Source organism: Pandoraea soli (genome assembly GCF_902459595.1).
GTDB classification, from domain to species: Bacteria; Pseudomonadota; Gammaproteobacteria; order Burkholderiales; family Burkholderiaceae; genus Pandoraea; species Pandoraea cepalis.
In genome coordinates, this window is the sequence record NZ_CABPSG010000009.1 from 86090 (window position 1) to 102534 (window position 16445).

Here is a 16445-nt window from a genome sequence, read left to right on the forward strand (position 1 = left end):
TGTCTGTCGCCGCGACAACACCCCCGTCCGACGATCGGTGGCGCGTGGCGTACGCCTTGCCACTGACGTATCGCCGGCACCGTCTCCCCTACATCGAACGCTCGTCCCCTCATGTCGCTGAAATCGTCGCTGGAACCGGTGCGCACCGGTGTCGCCCACGACCCCTTGTGGCTGCGCGCCGCGCCGCTCATTTTTCTGTTTCTATGGTCGGTCGGCTTTACCGTCGCCAAGATCGGCCTGATCTATGCCGACCCGCTCACGTTCCTCGCGCTTCGCTATGGGCTGGTGCTCGTGCTGCTCGCGCCGCTGGCGCTCGTCATGCGCCCGCCATTGCCGAAGACGGCGGCCGCCTGGGGTCATCTCGTCGTCATCGGCCTGCTCATTCAGGCGCTGTACTTCAGCATGACCTATCTGGCGCTACGCCTGGGCGTGTCGGCCGGCAGCGTGGCGCTGATTACCTCGCTGCAACCGATTCTCGTGGCGCTGGCTGTGCCGCATCTGGTGGGCGAGCGCGTGAGCGGACTGAACTGGGTCGGACTGTTTCTGGGGCTGGCGGGGGCGGCGCTGGTCATTGTGGCGCGCTCGGCGGTGGAGGCGACTTCCGCGCTGGGGCTGGCACTGACATTCGTGGCGCTTGGCGCGATCACGTGCGGCACGCTCTACGAAAAGCGCTTCGGCGTGGGCCAGCACCCGGTCACGTCCAATCTGGTGCAATACGCCGTGGGCTTCGCGGCGACGCTGCCGCTGGCCGCATGGCTGGAGCCGATGCGCATCGAATGGACATGGCAGCTCGGCGCGGCGCTCGTCTACCTCGTGATCGGCAACTCGATCGTCGCGATTTCGTTGCTGCTGGCGATGATCCGGCGTGGCGAGGCGTCGCGTGTCTCGGCGCTGTTTTTCCTCGTGCCGCCGTCAGCGGCGCTTGCTGCGTGGCTCATGGTCGGGGAGCACATGCCGCCGCTCGCTTGGGGAGGGATGGGGCTGGCAGCCGTAGGCGTGGCGATGGCCACACGGCGCCCGGGCCGGGGACACCGGGGAGAGCGGTAGAGCGGGGAGGGTCGCCCCGGCGCAGGCGGGCCGGGGCGTGGGATCCGTGTTGCGTCAGTTCTTGGTGCCGAACAGGCGGTCGCCCGCGTCGCCCAGGCCCGGAATGATGTAGGCGTGATCGTCCAGACGCTCGTCGAGCGACGCGACATACAGCTTCACGTCCGGATGCGCGTCATGCAGCACCTTCACCCCTTCGGGCGCGGCCACCAGGGCGAGAAACGCAATGTTTTCCGAGGCCACGCCGCGCTTGCGCAGCACGTCCACGGCGTGCACGGCCGAATAGCCGGTCGCCACCATCGGGTCGCACAGGATGAAGCGGCGCTCGGCGATATCCGGCAGGCGCACGAGATATTCGACCGGACGATGTTGCTCGTCGCGATACACGCCAATGTGACCGACGCGTGCCGACGGCACCAGATCGAGCAGGCCGTCGCTCATGCCCACGCCGGCGCGCAGCACCGGCACGATCGCGAGTTTCTTGCCCGCGATGACGGGCGCGTCCATGGCGACCATCGGCGTGTCGATGCGCTCGGTAGTGAGCGGCAGGTCGCGCGTGATCTCGTAGCCCATGAGCAAGGTGATCTCGCGCAGCAGGCCGCGAAACGTGCGCGTCGACGTTTCCTTGTCGCGCATGTGCGAGAGCTTGTGCTGGATCAGCGGGTGATCGCAGATAAAGAGATTCGGGAAGCGGGGATCTTGTTTCATGGCTGGCAATCCGGGGCAGGGCCGGTGTGGCCCGCATGGCCGCGATTTTAGCCGATGCGGCGCCGTCGGTCCGGGTTTCGCTGTCGTTCGGGACCGATTGCCCAAGCGATTGCCCCCACAAAGCGGCGCGCGCGCGATTCCCTTAGAATCGCTGCAAGACGGCGGTGCCACCGCCGTCGTCCAACGTGTCACTTGTCTTGAAGGCTGAACATGGATCTGGGAATCAAGGGGCGCACCGCGCTGGTCTGCGGCGCGAGCAAGGGGCTGGGACGCGCGTGCGCGCAGGCGCTGGCCGAAGCGGGCGCGAACGTCGTGATCGTTGCGCGCACGGCGCAGACGCTCAACGCGGCGGCCGACGAGATTCGCGCGGCCACGGGCGTGAGCGTCACCGCCGTGGCCTGCGACATCACCACGCCAGAGGGGCGCGCGCAGGCGCTCGCGGCGTGCGGACAACTCGACATTCTCGTGACCAACGCAGGCGGCCCGCCGCCGGGCGACTTCCGCGACTGGCAACGCGACGACTGGATTCGCGCGCTCGACGCGAACATGCTCACCCCCATCGAACTGATCAAGGCGTGCGTGGACGACATGATGGCGCGCGGTTTCGGCCGCATTGTGAACATCACGTCGTCGGCCGTGAAGGCGCCCATCGACATCCTCGGGTTGTCCAATGGCGCCCGCTCCGGGCTGACCGGGTTCGTCGCCGGGCTGGCGCGCACGACCGTTGGGCACAACGTGACCATCAACAATCTGCTGCCGGGTGCTTTCGATACCGACCGCCTCGCGGCCACCCTGCAGGCATCGGCGACGAAGAGCGGACAGACGGTCGAAGAAGTTCGCACCAAGCGGGCTGCCGCAATTCCGGCCCGCCGCTTCGGGCAGCCGGACGAGTTCGGTGCGACCTGCGCGTTTCTCTGCAGCGCGCAGGCGGGCTACATTACCGGACAGAACGTGCTGATCGACGGTGGCGCGTACCCGGGCACGTTTTAACCTTTCTGAGATGGCTTCAATGACTGTATCGACGGCACCTAAAGTCCGGATTGCGCTCATCGCGCACGACAAGAAAAAAGACGACATTCTGGCGGTGGCGCACGACTACGTCGACGTGCTGCGCCAGTGCAAGCTCGTCGCGACGGGCACGACGGGCGGACGCATCGCCACCGAGCTTGGCCTGGACGTCGAGCGCATGCTTTCCGGTCCGCACGGCGGCGACCTTCAGATTGGCGCGCAACTGGCGGAGGGGCGTGTCGACATGGTGCTGTTCCTGCGCGACCCGATGACGCCGCAACCGCACGAACCGGATATCAACGCCCTTGTGCGGGCGTGCGACGTACACAACGTGCCGTGTGCGACCAACAGCGCCACGGCGCGCATGCTGCTCGAGCAGTTGATCGTGCGTCTGGCCGCGCAGCCGGCGGCGTGACGCCGAGAACCGACAGTTCACAACACACTTCACACGAGTGAGAGGAGCGAGGATGACCAAGGCAATTCGCATCGAACAGAATGGCGGCCCGGAAGTGATGAAGTATGTCGACGTCGAAGTGGGCGACCCTGGGCCGGGCGAGGCGCGTGTGCGCCACAACGCCGTCGGGCTGAACTACATCGACGTGTATTTCCGCACCGGCCTGTACCCGCAGCCGCTGCCGGCCGGTCTGGGCATGGAAGCGGCGGGCGTGGTCGAGGCTGTGGGCGAAGGCGTGACGCTCGTCAAGGCGGGCGACCGCGTCGCCTATGCCAGCCGTCCTTGCGGCGCCTACTCGCAGGCCCGCGTGATGCCGGTGGCGTCGCTCGTGCGTCTGCCGGACAGCATCAGCGACGATCAGGCCGCCGCGATGATGCTGCAGGGCATGACCGCGCAGTACCTGTTGCGCCGCACCTACCCGGTCAAGGCGGGCGACACGATCCTCATTCATGCGGCCGCCGGCGGCGTGGGGCTCATCGTGTGCCAGTGGGCCAAGGCCTTGGGCGCGACGGTGATCGGCACGGTCGGCTCCGACGAGAAGGCGGCGCTCGCGCGCCAGCATGGCTGCGACCATCCGATCGTCTATACGCGTGAGAATTTCGTCGAACGGGTGAAGGAGATCACGAGTGGCGAAGGTGTGCCGGTCGTCTACGATTCCATTGGAAAGGACACGTTCATCGGCTCGCTCGACTGCCTGCGGCCGCTGGGCATGATGGTGAACTTCGGGAGCGCGTCGGGGCCCGTCGCGCAGATCAACACTGCCGACCTTGTGTCGCGCGGCTCGCTGTTCTTCACGCGACCGACGCTCTTCAGCTACACGGCCAAGCGGGCCGACCTGGAAGCGACGGCCAAGGACCTGTTCGACGTCGTCGCCAGGGGCTCGGTCAAGATCGAGGTCAATCAGCGTTACGCATTGGCCGACGTGGCCCAGGCCCATCGCGATCTCGAGGCGCGCAAAACCACTGGGTCGACGTTGCTCATGCCCTGAGTGGGGGCGAATGACGCTAACGCCAGCAGGCATCAATGCGATGTGCTCCCGGACGCCGGACGCCGGTCCAACGTTCGGGGAGACTCGGCCAAGGTCCGTTGCTCATGGCCGACGACGTCGTCAACGACCCGACTTAGGCTTGCTGCCTGAAGCCGTGGGCGCCGTGGGCGCGCGCATCCTCGCGCACGTCCTCGGGCAGACGATTGATGAGCCAATGCACGACCAGCCCGATCACGACGACATCGTCGAGCAGGCCGAAGACTGGCACAAAGTCCGGAATCAGATCGAATGGACTGACCAAATAGACGGCGAGCAGCGCCAGCGCGGGCAGCAACCAGCGCGGGCGGCGCGGATCGCGAGCCGCGTGCCAGAGAACCCGGAAATCGTGGCGCGCAACTTGCCAAAGACGCATAAAACGCTTCACTTGCAGGCTCCTGAATGAATATCGCCGCCGAATGTGGCAGGCGTCTTCATTGTATTGATGGAAACGTCGCTCATTGATTCTTTAAGTTATCGCATCGTGTGCTTATCCCTCTGCCGGGCTGCGTCGTCCGTAGCATGTGGGCTCATACGCACGATGCGTGATATTGTGCTTCGACCACGCCGAGTCGGGGTGGTTTCATCGTACATCGAGTCCTGGCCGGTGCCTTGGTGCCGGATCTGACGGACGATCGGCTTTCCCGGTTGCGGCAGGATCAGGCCAGCGGGATAATTTGCCAGCCGCAGTGGTCCATCCATTTTTCCCCCTTCGCGGACGCCATCCAAACGCCACCATGACTGACGCTCAAGATCCGAAATCGCCGCAGCCTTCGCCGCCTTCGAATAAGCCCGAGCCCGATACGAGTACGAGCGCAACCCCACCGCAGACGCCGCCGTCCACCGACGCCGGTACGTCGCCAACGCCAGCCTCGCAGGGCGCGTCCGAGTACGTGGAGCCGCCGACAACGGCGACGTCTCATGCGACGGCGAAACCCGTTGCGGGCACGGCCGAGGCATCGGGCAACATGCCAGCGAACCCCGACACGCTCACGCGTCCAGCGCCCGCGCCCGAGGCGTCGACAGGGGCTCCTGCCTCAGCGACGAGCCCCTCAGTCCGGGCGTCGGCAGCCGAAGTGGCCGCCGACCATAATCCGATTGGCACGCCGGCGCCAAAGCCGAGCGAAGCTACCGGTGTGCCCAGCAGCGTTGGTGGCACGGGGAGTGAGAGTGCGCCCGGCAGTGCCGGCAGTACCGGTAGCGACGAGCCGCCGCATCAGCCGACATTCGGCCCCGGTGCCGCGCGTCCTGGCAGCCCCGCCTCGATGGGTACTCAGCCGTCGTACCTGCAGGCGGGCGATTCGCCGTGGTCGGTGCTGCGTCGTATCACGTCGGCACGGTTTCGCGCGTGGTACGACCGCGCGGGGCAGCGCATCACGCAGCGCACCCTGAAGATCGGCATTTCAGCGCGCATTTTTCATCCGGAGCCGGGGGCGAAGGGGCTGCGCAGCAAGACGCTTCAGTACCTCGAAGAGTCGATCGCGCACTGGGTGATGTCGCGCGACGTGCTGGTGTTCATGATTCCCACGGTCGACACGCAGGGTCTGCTGCATCCGAGCCATATCCGTCTTCACGATTATGCGAAGCATCTCGACGGGCTGGTGTTGCAGGGCGGGGCGGACGTCTCGCCGCACAGCTATTCGGAAGTGGCGACGCGCCACGAATGGCAGGGCGATCGCATGCGCGACATGTACGAACTCGAATTGCTGCATGAGTTCGTGGAGCAGGGCAAGCCGATTCTCGGTGTGTGTCGCGGCTGCCAGCTCATCAACGTGGCATTTGGCGGCACGCTGCACCAGGACATCGCCACGGATCTGCCCGACGCGATCCCGCACGTGACCGATACCTACGAACACAACCGTCACACGCTGACGTTTCCCGAGGGCTCATCGCTCGCGCAGATGCTCGGGCCGGTCGATGTGCCGATCGTCAACTCGATCCATCACCAGTCGGTGAGAACGCTTGGGCGCGACCTGAGTGTGGAGGCGGTGTGCTCGGAAGATGGGGTGGTGGAAGCCATTCGCTACCGCAAGGCGCCGTTCGTGATGGGGCTGCAATGGCACCCGGAATTTCACCGGGCGGGCGGGCCGGAGTATCTCGATTGCACACCGGTGCTCGACAACTTCCTGCGCGCCGCGCGCGAAACGCGCTTCTGATTGGGCGTTTGATCGCACCGCGATCGACGCAATGAAAAATGGGCAGCCGCGAGGCTGCCCATTTTCATGTCAGGCGCACCGGCATCATGCCGCCGGTGCGCGCGCCGCGTCGATTAGAAGCGGTGACGGATGCCCGTGCCCACAACGGTTTGCGAGCTGGTCGACGACATACCGCCGGCAGCGCCGACACCGGCTTGAAGGCCCGTGCCTTCGTTGTCGGAGATGTGCTGGTACGAACCGGTCAGGTACACATCGGTACGCTTCGACAGACGGTAGTCGGCTTGCAGCGTCACGGTGTGGAACTTCGGCTTCTTGTCCGTCGAATCTTGCTTGGCCATCGTGTACGTGTACGCGGCGGACAGCGAGACTGCCGGGGTCAGCATGTAGCGACCGTTGACTTCGAAGTTGTCGAACTTCAGGCCGTCGTTGCCAAAGGCAACTGCGGTGCTGTTGAAGTTCAGGCCGGTCAGGCCTTGGAGTTGCGTGTGGGTGTACACCAGGCCGACGGTTGCCGGGCCGAAGGCGTAGTTACCACCGATACCCCAGACGCGTTGCTTCGAGGCGCTGAACACCGAGTCACCGCCAGTCGACGTGTCGACTGCGCCGCTGGTGTTGTTGGCGCCCGTGTTGCCTTGGCGTTCCAGGTAGGCAGCGGCCACGGTCAGCGGGCCGTTCGCGTAGTTCACGCCGGCGCTGAAGGCGCGGTTGTTGGCGAAATCGCCAGCCTTGTTCGAGAAGCCATACAGGCCGCCGAAGGTCAGGCCGTTGTAATTGGCGCTCGAGTACTTGACCGAGTTGTTCACACGGAACGAGTTGTTCGTGTTGTCGTTATCGTACGGGTGCGCTGCGATCGTGCCGCCGAACGACGAGCCGTTCAGGGTCAGCGGTGCCAGGTAGTCAACCAGCGAGTCGTATTGACGACCGATCGTCACCGAGCCGAACTTGTCGTTCTGCAGGCCAACGAAAGCCTGACGACCGAACATGCGGCCGTTCTGGCCCGACGTGCCGTTGTTGATCGAGAAGCCGTTTTCCAGCACGAAGATGGCCTTGTTACCGCCACCCAGATCTTCCGCGCCCTTCAGGCCCCAACGGCTACCGTTGATCAGGCCGCTCGTTGCGCGGAAGTTCTTCGAACCCGAAGCCGTCGAGGTCGTCGAGTTGCTGGTGTAAGCGACGCCAGCGTCGATCAAGCCATACAGGGTGACGCTGCTTTGCGCTTGGGCGCTCGCGGAGAACGCGCCGACAACGGCAGCGGCAAGAAGAGTTTTTTTCATGGTTTAAGCTCCAGTAACGTGACACGAATCGCAGAATTCGCGTGAAAACAGAACGCGGCGAAACAGAACATGTCGAGGTGACGGTTTGTCATTCGCGGACCCGATCAAGTATCGGCACTGCTCTGTTGACAGGGGGCAGTGTATGAGTGAGCGAGATCCGCGCCTATTTCAGAATCCGCAAGAATCTATTTCGGATACGGGAAGAATCCGCCGAATGTGCCGAAAAGCGTTGTCCAATAAGGGATTGGCTTGATTAAGCCTAGGCGATAAATGACCACGCAAGCGACGTGTGTTGCGCTTGGGACACAGTGCAGAGGGCAAGCGGCATCGCTCGCGAAGCATTGCCAGCACTGGATCTACACGCGACATGGGGCAAGGCGTTAAGTTCCGGCGACACGTGATCTCCGCGATGGCGATCATTGACCCACGTCACGCGCCGAACGAAATAATGCCGTCGACAGAGGCACCTTTCATTGCGTGATCAGTGAGGTTTTGTGGTGGCTATAGGGAGAAGTGTAGGGGCGCGGTGCGGGTAGCCGTGATGATCGCGTCGTTGCGCGTACTGAAGCACATGCGATGAGGAAAATCCGAGATGCCGACAGGCGTGAAAAATGGATTCGCGCCAAAAAGTCCTTTGTTGATAGCGTTTTACGGACTATTGCGAGTCGCCGAATAATGCATTGCGCCGAATGATGAGAATGATTCGGGAGGCCAGACCCTATACTACGTTCCGCGAGAAGTAGACTTTTGCGTTGAGTGAAAAGTCTCCAAACCTTGGCGCGGCCTCATTGGCCGCGCTTTTTTTTGTCTGCGTTTTTTGCCTGCGTTTTTTACCGCATGTTTGGCTACGCGTAATGGCTCGCGCCGAAGGCGTCGCCGCAATCGCGCACGTGCGGAATGCGCAACTGCTTGAGCTTGCGATACAGCGACGCTCGGCAGAAGCCGAGGGTGCGTGCCGCTGCGGAGATGTTCCAGCGGTGTTGCGCGAGCGCCTGCAGAATGCGCTCACGCTCGCGGTCGTGCGGTGATGCCTGCGCACTTGCTTCGTTCGGGGCGGCGACGGGGCTCGACGCCACGACATCTCGTGCTTCCATGACACGCATCGCGACATTGCCATCCACGCCGCGCGTCGACGGCAGCATGACGAGTTCTGGCGGCAGGTCGTCCATCCCCAGCATATGGCCAGCCATCACCGCGCACGCGTAACGCAATGCGGCGCGCATCTGGCGCAGATTGCCCGGCCACGCGTGGGTGAGCAGGCACGACATGGCGTGCGGCGCTACGCGAGCCAGTGCCTGATCGGCGCGCAATCCCGGCCACTCGTCGCACAGCATGCGCGCGATCAACTCGCGCTTGTCGTCGCGCTCGCGCAGCGTCGGCAGCGTGAGTACGCCCACGGCAATGCGGTAGTAAAGATCTTCGCGGAACGTGCCCTGTGCCACCGCGCTGGCGAGATCCTGATGCGTGGCGCAGATGAGCTGGACGTTGACGGGCACCGGGTGACTCGCGCCCAGCGGCGTGACTTCACGCTCCGAGAGCACGCGCAGGAGCCGTGTTTGCAGCGCATAAGGCATGTCCCCGATCTCGTCGAGGAACAGCGTACCGCCGTCGGCCTGCTGCAACTTCCCTTTCATTCCGCCGGGCAGGGCGCCCGAAAATGCGCCGCGCTGATAGCCGAACAATTCGCTCTCGACGAGATGTTCCGGCAGCGATGCCGTATTGATCGCGACGAACGCTTGTGCGCGTCGCTCGCTGTACTCGTGCAGCGCGCGGGCCAGAAACTCCTTGCCCGTTCCCGTCTCTCCGAGGATCAACACCGGCAGTCCGCGATCGACGAAGCGCTTGCCGCGCGAGAGCAACTCGCGCATGCGGGCGTCGGTGCCGCACAGATCGTCGATGGCGAGGTAGTCCGGGCGCATCTGAGATGCGGCGGCGGGGGTGGCCGGTACCCGAACGATGCGTTCGGCGAGCGCGGTGATGTGGCTGAAGGCGGTATTGGCAGTGGCGGCGCCGAGGGGGCTGGCGTGGCCGACAGGTCGAGCGGGGGCTGGCGCTACAGCGAGGTGAGCGGGCATGACTTGTCTCCTTCTCGTATCGGTACGAAAGGTCGCCGACGGTGGCTTGTGGCCTGGCGATTCCTGACGTCTCTTTATGTCGCAGCCGGCTCGGGTGGCCAACCGCTGATGCAGGATACGACCGCGCTGTCATAACATCCAATACAATATAGATGCGCTATTAATACCTTTGAGGTATCAGATGATTGAGCTGCGCCATTTCCAATACTTCGTGGTGCTCGCAGAGACCCTGCACTTCGGCCGAGCCGCACAGCAATTGCATATCTCCCAGCCGCCGCTGTCGCGCCAGATTGCGCTGATGGAGGCGGAGCTTGGTGTGCAGCTTTTCGAGCGTACGCGCCGCAGCGTGCGCCTCACGCGCGCCGGCGCCCGCTTATATCAGGACGCGGTGGAAATTCTCAACTCGGTCGATCGGGCGCGCCGCAACGTCGTGGCGGCAAGCCGGGGAGAGGATGGCGCGATCACAGTCGGCTTCATGATGTCCTCCGCGTACAACATCCTGCCCGCGCTCACCCGTACGTATGCCGCCGCATATGCGCGCGTCGACATGAAATTGGCGGAGACGTTACCGAATCTGCTCGCCGAATCCGTGCGGGCCGGGCAGACGGACGTCGGCATCATGTATCGCCCAGAAGACCTGACCGGGCTCGATACGGCGACCGTGTTTCGCGAGGAGATGGTGGCCGTGCTCCCGCGCACGCACCCGTTGGGGAGGGCGCGGGTGCTCGACGCCGCGCAACTGGCCGAAGAGTCGTTCGTGAGCATTCCGCGTGAGATCGCGCCGCTTGTCTATGACCTGGTCGTCGACCATTGCCGTCGTGCGGGCTTTTCGCCGCATATCCGGCTCGAAACCAATCTGCAGCAAACGATTATCAACCTGGTGGGGGAAGGGCTGGGCGTGGCGATGGTGCCGATGTCGATGAGCAGCACGAGCGCGTTCGGCAATGCGGTTTTCAAGCCGTTGCGCAACGCACCGGTGGCGGAAGTGGCGCTACTCTGGAGCCGCGACAATCACAATCCGTGCGTCGAGACGTTTGTGGAGAACGCGCGAGCGGTGTGGCGCGATATGCAGCGCGCGCCGGGCGCACGGCTGGTGCCCGATGGGCCGGACACCAGCGCGCGCTGAAGGCGGCGCGAGAGACAAGCGCTGCCTTCAGATTTCCAGAATGCCGGCGGCCACGAAGCCGCCGTCGACCGGCAGGACATGGCCGGTCACATACGAGGCGTCGTCCGACGCGAGAAAGCTCACGGCACCGGCAATCTCACGCGGCTGCCCATAACGGCCGAGAGGTGTCGTCTCCGTGTAGTGGCGACGAGAAATGTCGGAATGCAGCGCCTGCGTGAGCGGCGTGTCGATGGGACCGGGGGCGACGGCGTTGGTCGTGATGCCGAACGGCGCGAGTTCGATGGCCATCTGACGCGTGAGCCCGATGACGGCGGCCTTCGAGGTGCCGTAGGCCGTGCGTCCGGCACTCGCCAGAATGCCCGCCACGGACGCCAGATTGACGATGCGCCCCCAGCGCTGCTCGCGCATGAGTCGCGCAGCGTGCTGCCCGCACAGCAGCGTGCCCGTGAGGTTCACGGCCATGACCTGATGCCAGTGATCGAGCGGATAGTCGAGAAACGGGAACGTCTTGGCGATACCGGCATTGTTCACGAGCACATCGCAGCGGCCGTGGCGCTGCGCAATCGTTGCGAAGCCGTCGGCAATCGACGCTGCGTCGCCGACATTCATGCCCAGGGCCCACGCGGTGCCGCCTGCCGCGCCGAGCTTTGCCGCCGTCTCGGCCGCGGCGCCTTCGTTCAGATCGGCGACCACCACGGTCATGCCGTCATTCATCAAGCGTTCGCAGATGGCGGCACCAATGCCCATTCCGCCGCCCGTCACTATCGCCACTTTCTCCGTCATGATATGGACTCCTAAATTTGATGATTTTTACAGATCGGGCTCCGCCGCCAGCAGTGCGGCGGAGCCCGTCGGTGATATTGCGAAACCGTTAGCGGATTTGCCTTACTTCAGAAAGCCGATCGAGATCCAGGGAACGAGCACCACGAGCAGCAATGCGACGAACAGCGCGCCCATGTAGGTCCACATCCGGTTGAACACCTTGTCGGGCGATGTCTTGCCGATGGCGCACGCGGCGTAGAAGCCAACGCCCAGCGGCGGGGCGAACAGTCCCATGCCCATCGAAAGAATCACGACCATCGCGTAATGCACGTCGTGAATGCCCAGGGAGCGTGCCACCGGGAACAGCAGCGGTCCGAACAGCACGATGGCCGGAATGCCTTCGAGCACGCTGCCCAGGATGATGAATACGACCATCGAGATGAGCAGGAAGCCGACCTGACCGCCGGGCATGCCGTGCATCAGACTGACCAGCGCGGCGGAGAACCCGGATTGCGTGAGCGCCCAGGCCATGGCCGTGGCCATGCCGATAATCAGCAGGATCGCGCCGGAGAGCGCGGCCGTTTCCGTCAACAGCGGATACAGGCGCTTGAAGTTCAGGTGCTTCTTGAACGCATGCACGATCAGCCCGATCACGACCGTGTAGGCGATGCCGACGGTCGAGACTTCGGTGGCCGTGGCGGCCCCCTCGATCACGGCCGTGCGGATGAGAATCGGCAGCGCGAGCGCCGGCAAGGCCACGATGAACGTCTTGCCGATCACGCGCCACGGCGCGCGGCGGGCCGCACTCGGCGCTTCCTTGCGCGAACGTGCGAAACACACCACGACGATGGCAAGCGTGGCGATGACCGCGGGCAGCAGGCCGCCGACGAAGAGCGAGGTGATCGATACACCGCACACGGCGCCGATCGTGATGAGCACCAGGCTCGGCGGGATCGTCTCCGTCATGGCGCCGGTCGACGAGAGCAGCGCCACGAGATCTTCCGGCTTCGAGCCGCGTCGCTGCATCTCGGGGAAGAGCGCGGGCGCGACGGCCGCCATGTCGGCTGCCTTCGATCCCGAAATGCCGGAGACCAGGAACATGGCGCCGAGCAGCACATACTGCAGGCCACCGCGCACGTGACCGAGCAGCGCGGCCATGAATTCGATCAGGCTGCGTGCCAGCCCGCTCATTTCGATGAGCGCGCCGAGCAGTACGAACAGCGGCACCGACAGCAGGATGAGGCCCGACATCCCTTCGTCCATGCGGCTGACGACGATCTGCAGCGGGGCGTCGGTCACTAGCGCCAGATACGCCAGTGTTGCCGTCCCGAAAGCAAACGCGATCGGAATGCCGCCTGCCACGCATACGCCGACGATCAGCACGAAAAACACCAGCAGGTTGTAATTGCCCATGGCGATGAGCGCGGGGCGCCCAAGCCACAGCGCAGCACCTAGCGCGGCCACGACCAGCACACCCAGACCGAGCTGACGCAGGCTCGAGCAGCGCGCCAAGCGCGAGACGGCGGCGAGGAGCATCAGCACCGCGCCCACCGGCAGGGCCGCGGCGCGCAGCCCGTCGGGAATTTCGAGCGCGGGCGTGGTGATGTCCATCTGCTCGATGGCATGCGAATACGCGGGCACGATAATGAGCGCGACGAATACGCAGACCGTGAGCGCGGCCATGGTCTGGAACCAGTCACGCCATGCCGCGGGAAGTTTGTTGACGATGGCGGACAGCCGCATGTGCTCGCCCCGGTCGAGGGCCAGCACAGCACCGAGCATCGATAACCAGATGAACAGGATCTGTGCCAGTTCGTCCGACCACGTGAGCGGATTGTCGAACCCATAACGCGAGATCACCCCCGCGAGCAGGATGAGCGTCTCGGCCACCACCAGCAGCACGGCAACCGCTTCGGTGACTTTCATCACCGCGCGGTTGACGTGGCAGAAGAGGCGGGCAAGCGCATGCGTCGGCTCGGCCGTCATCGTCAACGTTTCCATTTACGCGAGCTTCCCGGTGTACTTTTCCAACATCCCCCACGCTTCGTCACCGAACTTCTTGTGCCATTCGGCATAGAAGCCGGCGGCGCGAAGCTTGTCGCGGAACTGCTCGTTGTTCGGTGCGTTGAACACGAGGCCCTTCTGCTTGAGTTCGGTCGTCACGCTGTCGTTGAGCTTGCGCACATCGTCGCGTTGCGCGAGCGCGGCGGCGTTCACGTTGGCGGTGACGATCGCCTGCAGATCCTTCGGCAGCTTGTCCCACTTCTGCTTGTTGCCAAGGAACCAGAAGCCGTCCCACATGTGGTTCGTCATCGACACGTACTTCTGCACTTCGTACAGCTTGGCCGTCGTCAGAATGGCCAGCGGATTCTCCTGGGCTTCGACGATGTGCGTCTGCAGGGCGGAATACACCTCGGAGAAATTGATCGACGTGGGCGACGCGTCGAAGGCGCGGAACATCGACGTCCACAGCGGGCTCGTCGGCACGCGGATCTTCAGGCCCTTGAGGTCGGCCGGCGAATTGATCGGGCGGCTGCTGGTGGTGATCTGGCGATACCCGTTTTCCCAGATCTTGTCGAAGGCGAACACTGAAGTCTTTGCGATCTGGCTGCGTACGTGGGCGCCCAGGTCGCCGTCCATCGCGGCCCATACCTGACCGTAGTCCTTGAACGCGAAGCCCACGCCGGAGATCTGCGCCGAGGGCACGAGCGTGCCAAGAATCAGCGGCGAGAGTGTGAAGTAGTCGATGGCGCCCGAGCGAACCTGGCTCAGCATGTCGCTGTCGCTGCCCAACTGGTTGTTCGGGTAAATCTGGAAGTCGATGCGACCTTTCGACTGCTCCGCGATCTTTTGCGCCATCTCTTTGGCGCGAACGTTCATTGGGTGGCTGACGGGAAGATTGTTGGCGAACTTCAGCGTGAATTCGGCAGCGTGCGCTTGCGTCTGATACAAGCCCGTGGCGGCGGCGGCCGACGTGGCTGCCACGACTTTGATGAAGTGGCGGCGATCCATGTTGCTCATACTGCATGTCTCCTGATTTTAGGTTTGGTGACTGCGTCTGAAGCGCGAGGTGGGCGGACGTGTTGCCCTGCAACGCCTCGGCCATCTCGTAAGGCGAGCGTGACGCGGCTCGCAAGTGGCTTGGCTATCTTACGCAAATCGAGTGCCAGATCGTCGTTCGGACGGGAAAACCCTTACGTTATTAAGCATTGTTGACCTCCCGCGCCGCGGACATTGTTTGGTTGGCCGACAGATTGTGCGACACCTGTCGCATCGGCTGCCCGTGCTGCGACACCTGTCGCATGCGGCAGACGACAACGATGCGACAGGTGTCGCTGGGTTTTAGGTGCGAGATATCGCGTTGCGGTGCAGCAAGCAGCGCTGACCCGGCGCGCCGACAAATTCGCTTGATGGGCCATCGACGGCGGCTTTACGCTTACGTCAACGGCGAGTGCGCCACGCACGCGAACGCGGCGAGGAGGACGCAGCGAGACGGCGATGGAGCGCGGGCGCTCGTGGGGCGCGCACGGCGGGGCTGTGCCGCACAGGTCTGGCATTGAAATTGCTCACCGGAGCGGGATGACCTCATTTTTCCGGAGACACTTCATGGTAGCTGCATGCCTCACCGGCTGGGCCCACTCCCAGTTCGGAAAACTCGATAACGTCGATGCCGAAGTCCTGCTGGCCGATGTCGCCCAAGCCGCGCTCGACGACGCGGGTCTCGCGCCCGAGCAGATCGATTCCATTCACGTCGGCACGTTCAACGGTGGCTTCCTGTACCAGGACTTTCCGTCGTCGCTCGTTTTCAATCGCATTCCCGGACTACGTTTCAAGCCGGCCACGCGCTACGAAAATGCATGCGCAACGGGGTCGGCGGCCGTGCACGGTGGTTTGCAGTCCATCGAGGCGGGCAAGGCGACTCACGTGCTCGTGATCGGTTTTGAGAAGATGACCGAGTTGGCGACGCCGCAGGTTGGCGAGGTCCTGCTCAAGTGTTCGTATGCACGCGAAGAGGCCGACATTCCGGGCGGCTTCGCCGGCGTGTTCGGGACGATCGCGCAGGCCTATTTCGATCGCTATGGCGATCAGTCCGATGCGCTCGCGCGCATTGCGGCGAAGAACCATCGCAATGGGTCGGTGAATCCTTACGCGCACATGCGTCGCGACTTCGGTTACGACTTCTGCCGCAACGTCTCCGAGAAGAATCCGTTCGTGGCCGGGCCGCTCAAGCGCACCGACTGTTCTATGGTGTCGGACGGCGCGGCAGCGCTCGTGATCTCGAAGGCCGACGTGGCGCGCACGATGCCAAAGGCGGTCGGTTTTCGCGCGGCGGTGCAGGTCAACGACTACCTGCCGCTCTCGCGGCGCGATCCGCTGGCGTTCGAAGGCGGCCAGCATGCGTGGCGTCAGGCATTGGGGGTGGCTGGTGTCTCGTTGAGGGATCTGTCGCTGGTCGAGACGCATGATTGCTTCACGATCGCCGAGCTGATCGAGTACGAGGCGATGGGTCTGGCCAAACCGGGGCAGGGTGCGAGCCTGGTCGCCGAGGGCGTGACGGAGAAGAACGGTCTGCTGCCGGTCAACCCGTCGGGGGGCCTGAAGGCGAAGGGCCATCCGGTCGGCGCCACGGGCGTGTCGATGCACGTGATGGCCGCGATGCAACTGACGGGGACCGCGGGCGAGATGCAAATTCCCAATGCGCGGCTCGCGGGCGTGTTCAACATGGGCGGCGCGGCGGTGGCCAATTACGTGAGCATCCTCGAAGCACGCTGATGCTTCGCTTGAACGGTGGTGAGGCAGGCTGCCCGGCATTT

Annotated in this window: 14 protein-coding genes; 7 read left to right on the forward strand and 7 right to left on the reverse strand. The window is 64.1% G+C overall.

Annotated features, from left to right (window positions below; all coding sequences use genetic code 11):
- Positions 1-111: 111 nt before the first annotated feature.
- A complete protein-coding gene (locus PSO31014_RS16210) occupies positions 112-1047 on the forward strand; it encodes a DMT family transporter (protein WP_150552555.1) in 936 nt (311 codons plus the stop codon).
- 54 nt (positions 1048-1101) lie between these two features.
- Here the strand turns inward: PSO31014_RS16210 and upp are convergent, their stop codons facing one another.
- Entirely contained in the window at positions 1102-1752 is a 651-nt protein-coding gene (upp, locus tag PSO31014_RS16215) for a uracil phosphoribosyltransferase (RefSeq protein WP_150552556.1), read from the reverse strand.
- Positions 1753-1962: 210 nt separating this feature from the next.
- Between upp and PSO31014_RS16220 the strand changes: the two genes are divergently transcribed.
- Genes PSO31014_RS16220 through PSO31014_RS16230 form a run of 3 tightly spaced genes read left to right on the forward strand, consistent with a single transcriptional unit; the run spans position 1963 to position 4202 of the window.
- Complete coding sequence (locus tag PSO31014_RS16220; RefSeq protein WP_150552557.1) at positions 1963-2742, forward strand: SDR family oxidoreductase; 780 nt, start codon at positions 1963-1965, stop codon at positions 2740-2742.
- A gap of 19 nt (positions 2743-2761) precedes the next feature.
- Positions 2762-3175 carry a methylglyoxal synthase gene (locus PSO31014_RS16225; RefSeq protein WP_150552558.1) on the forward strand — a complete coding sequence of 138 codons (414 nt, stop codon included), beginning with the start codon at positions 2762-2764 and terminating at the stop codon, positions 3173-3175.
- Positions 3176-3227: 52 nt separating this feature from the next.
- Entirely contained in the window at positions 3228-4202 is a 975-nt protein-coding gene (locus PSO31014_RS16230; protein ID WP_150552559.1) for a quinone oxidoreductase family protein, read from the forward strand.
- 133 nt (positions 4203-4335) lie between these two features.
- Here the strand turns inward: PSO31014_RS16230 and PSO31014_RS16235 are convergent, their stop codons facing one another.
- Entirely contained in the window at positions 4336-4614 is a 279-nt protein-coding gene (locus PSO31014_RS16235; protein ID WP_150552560.1) for a YkvA family protein, read from the reverse strand.
- Positions 4615-4975: 361 nt separating this feature from the next.
- Between PSO31014_RS16235 and PSO31014_RS16240 the strand changes: the two genes are divergently transcribed.
- Positions 4976-6394, forward strand: a complete 1419-nt coding sequence (locus PSO31014_RS16240; protein ID WP_150552561.1) for a gamma-glutamyl-gamma-aminobutyrate hydrolase family protein — start codon at positions 4976-4978, stop codon at positions 6392-6394.
- A gap of 113 nt (positions 6395-6507) precedes the next feature.
- On the opposite strand, the gene PSO31014_RS16245 is transcribed toward PSO31014_RS16240, so the two are convergent.
- Together PSO31014_RS16245 and PSO31014_RS16250 are read right to left on the reverse strand one after the other, a co-directional pair.
- Complete coding sequence (locus tag PSO31014_RS16245; protein WP_017233951.1) at positions 6508-7668, reverse strand: porin; 1161 nt, start codon at positions 7666-7668, stop codon at positions 6508-6510.
- Between the two features lie 845 nt (positions 7669-8513).
- Positions 8514-9743, reverse strand: coding sequence for a sigma-54-dependent Fis family transcriptional regulator (locus tag PSO31014_RS16250; RefSeq protein ID WP_343039588.1), 1230 nt, complete (start codon positions 9741-9743; stop codon positions 8514-8516).
- 181 nt (positions 9744-9924) lie between these two features.
- Here PSO31014_RS16250 and PSO31014_RS16255 point away from each other — a divergent pair, with 181 nt between their 5' ends.
- Complete coding sequence (locus PSO31014_RS16255) at positions 9925-10869, forward strand: LysR family transcriptional regulator (RefSeq protein WP_150552562.1); 945 nt, start codon at positions 9925-9927, stop codon at positions 10867-10869.
- Positions 10870-10896: 27 nt separating this feature from the next.
- Here PSO31014_RS16255 and PSO31014_RS16260 read toward each other — a convergent pair whose 3' ends face one another.
- From PSO31014_RS16260 to PSO31014_RS16270, 3 genes are all read right to left on the reverse strand, one after another.
- The gene (locus PSO31014_RS16260; protein WP_150552563.1) at positions 10897-11652 is read right to left on the reverse strand and encodes an SDR family NAD(P)-dependent oxidoreductase; all 756 of its coding nucleotides are present in this window, start codon (positions 11650-11652) and stop codon (positions 10897-10899) included.
- A 102-nt stretch (positions 11653-11754) separates the two neighbouring features.
- Positions 11755-13617, reverse strand: coding sequence for a TRAP transporter large permease (locus PSO31014_RS16265; RefSeq protein ID WP_246176745.1), 1863 nt, complete (start codon positions 13615-13617; stop codon positions 11755-11757).
- A 15-nt stretch (positions 13618-13632) separates the two neighbouring features.
- Positions 13633-14652 (reverse strand): TRAP transporter substrate-binding protein, encoded by a 1020-nt coding sequence (locus tag PSO31014_RS16270; RefSeq protein WP_150552565.1) that lies wholly within the window; start codon positions 14650-14652, stop codon positions 13633-13635.
- A 585-nt stretch (positions 14653-15237) separates the two neighbouring features.
- Between PSO31014_RS16270 and PSO31014_RS16275 the strand changes: the two genes are divergently transcribed.
- Complete coding sequence (locus tag PSO31014_RS16275; RefSeq protein WP_150552566.1) at positions 15238-16404, forward strand: acetyl-CoA acetyltransferase; 1167 nt, start codon at positions 15238-15240, stop codon at positions 16402-16404.
- Positions 16405-16445: the final 41 nt, after the last annotated feature.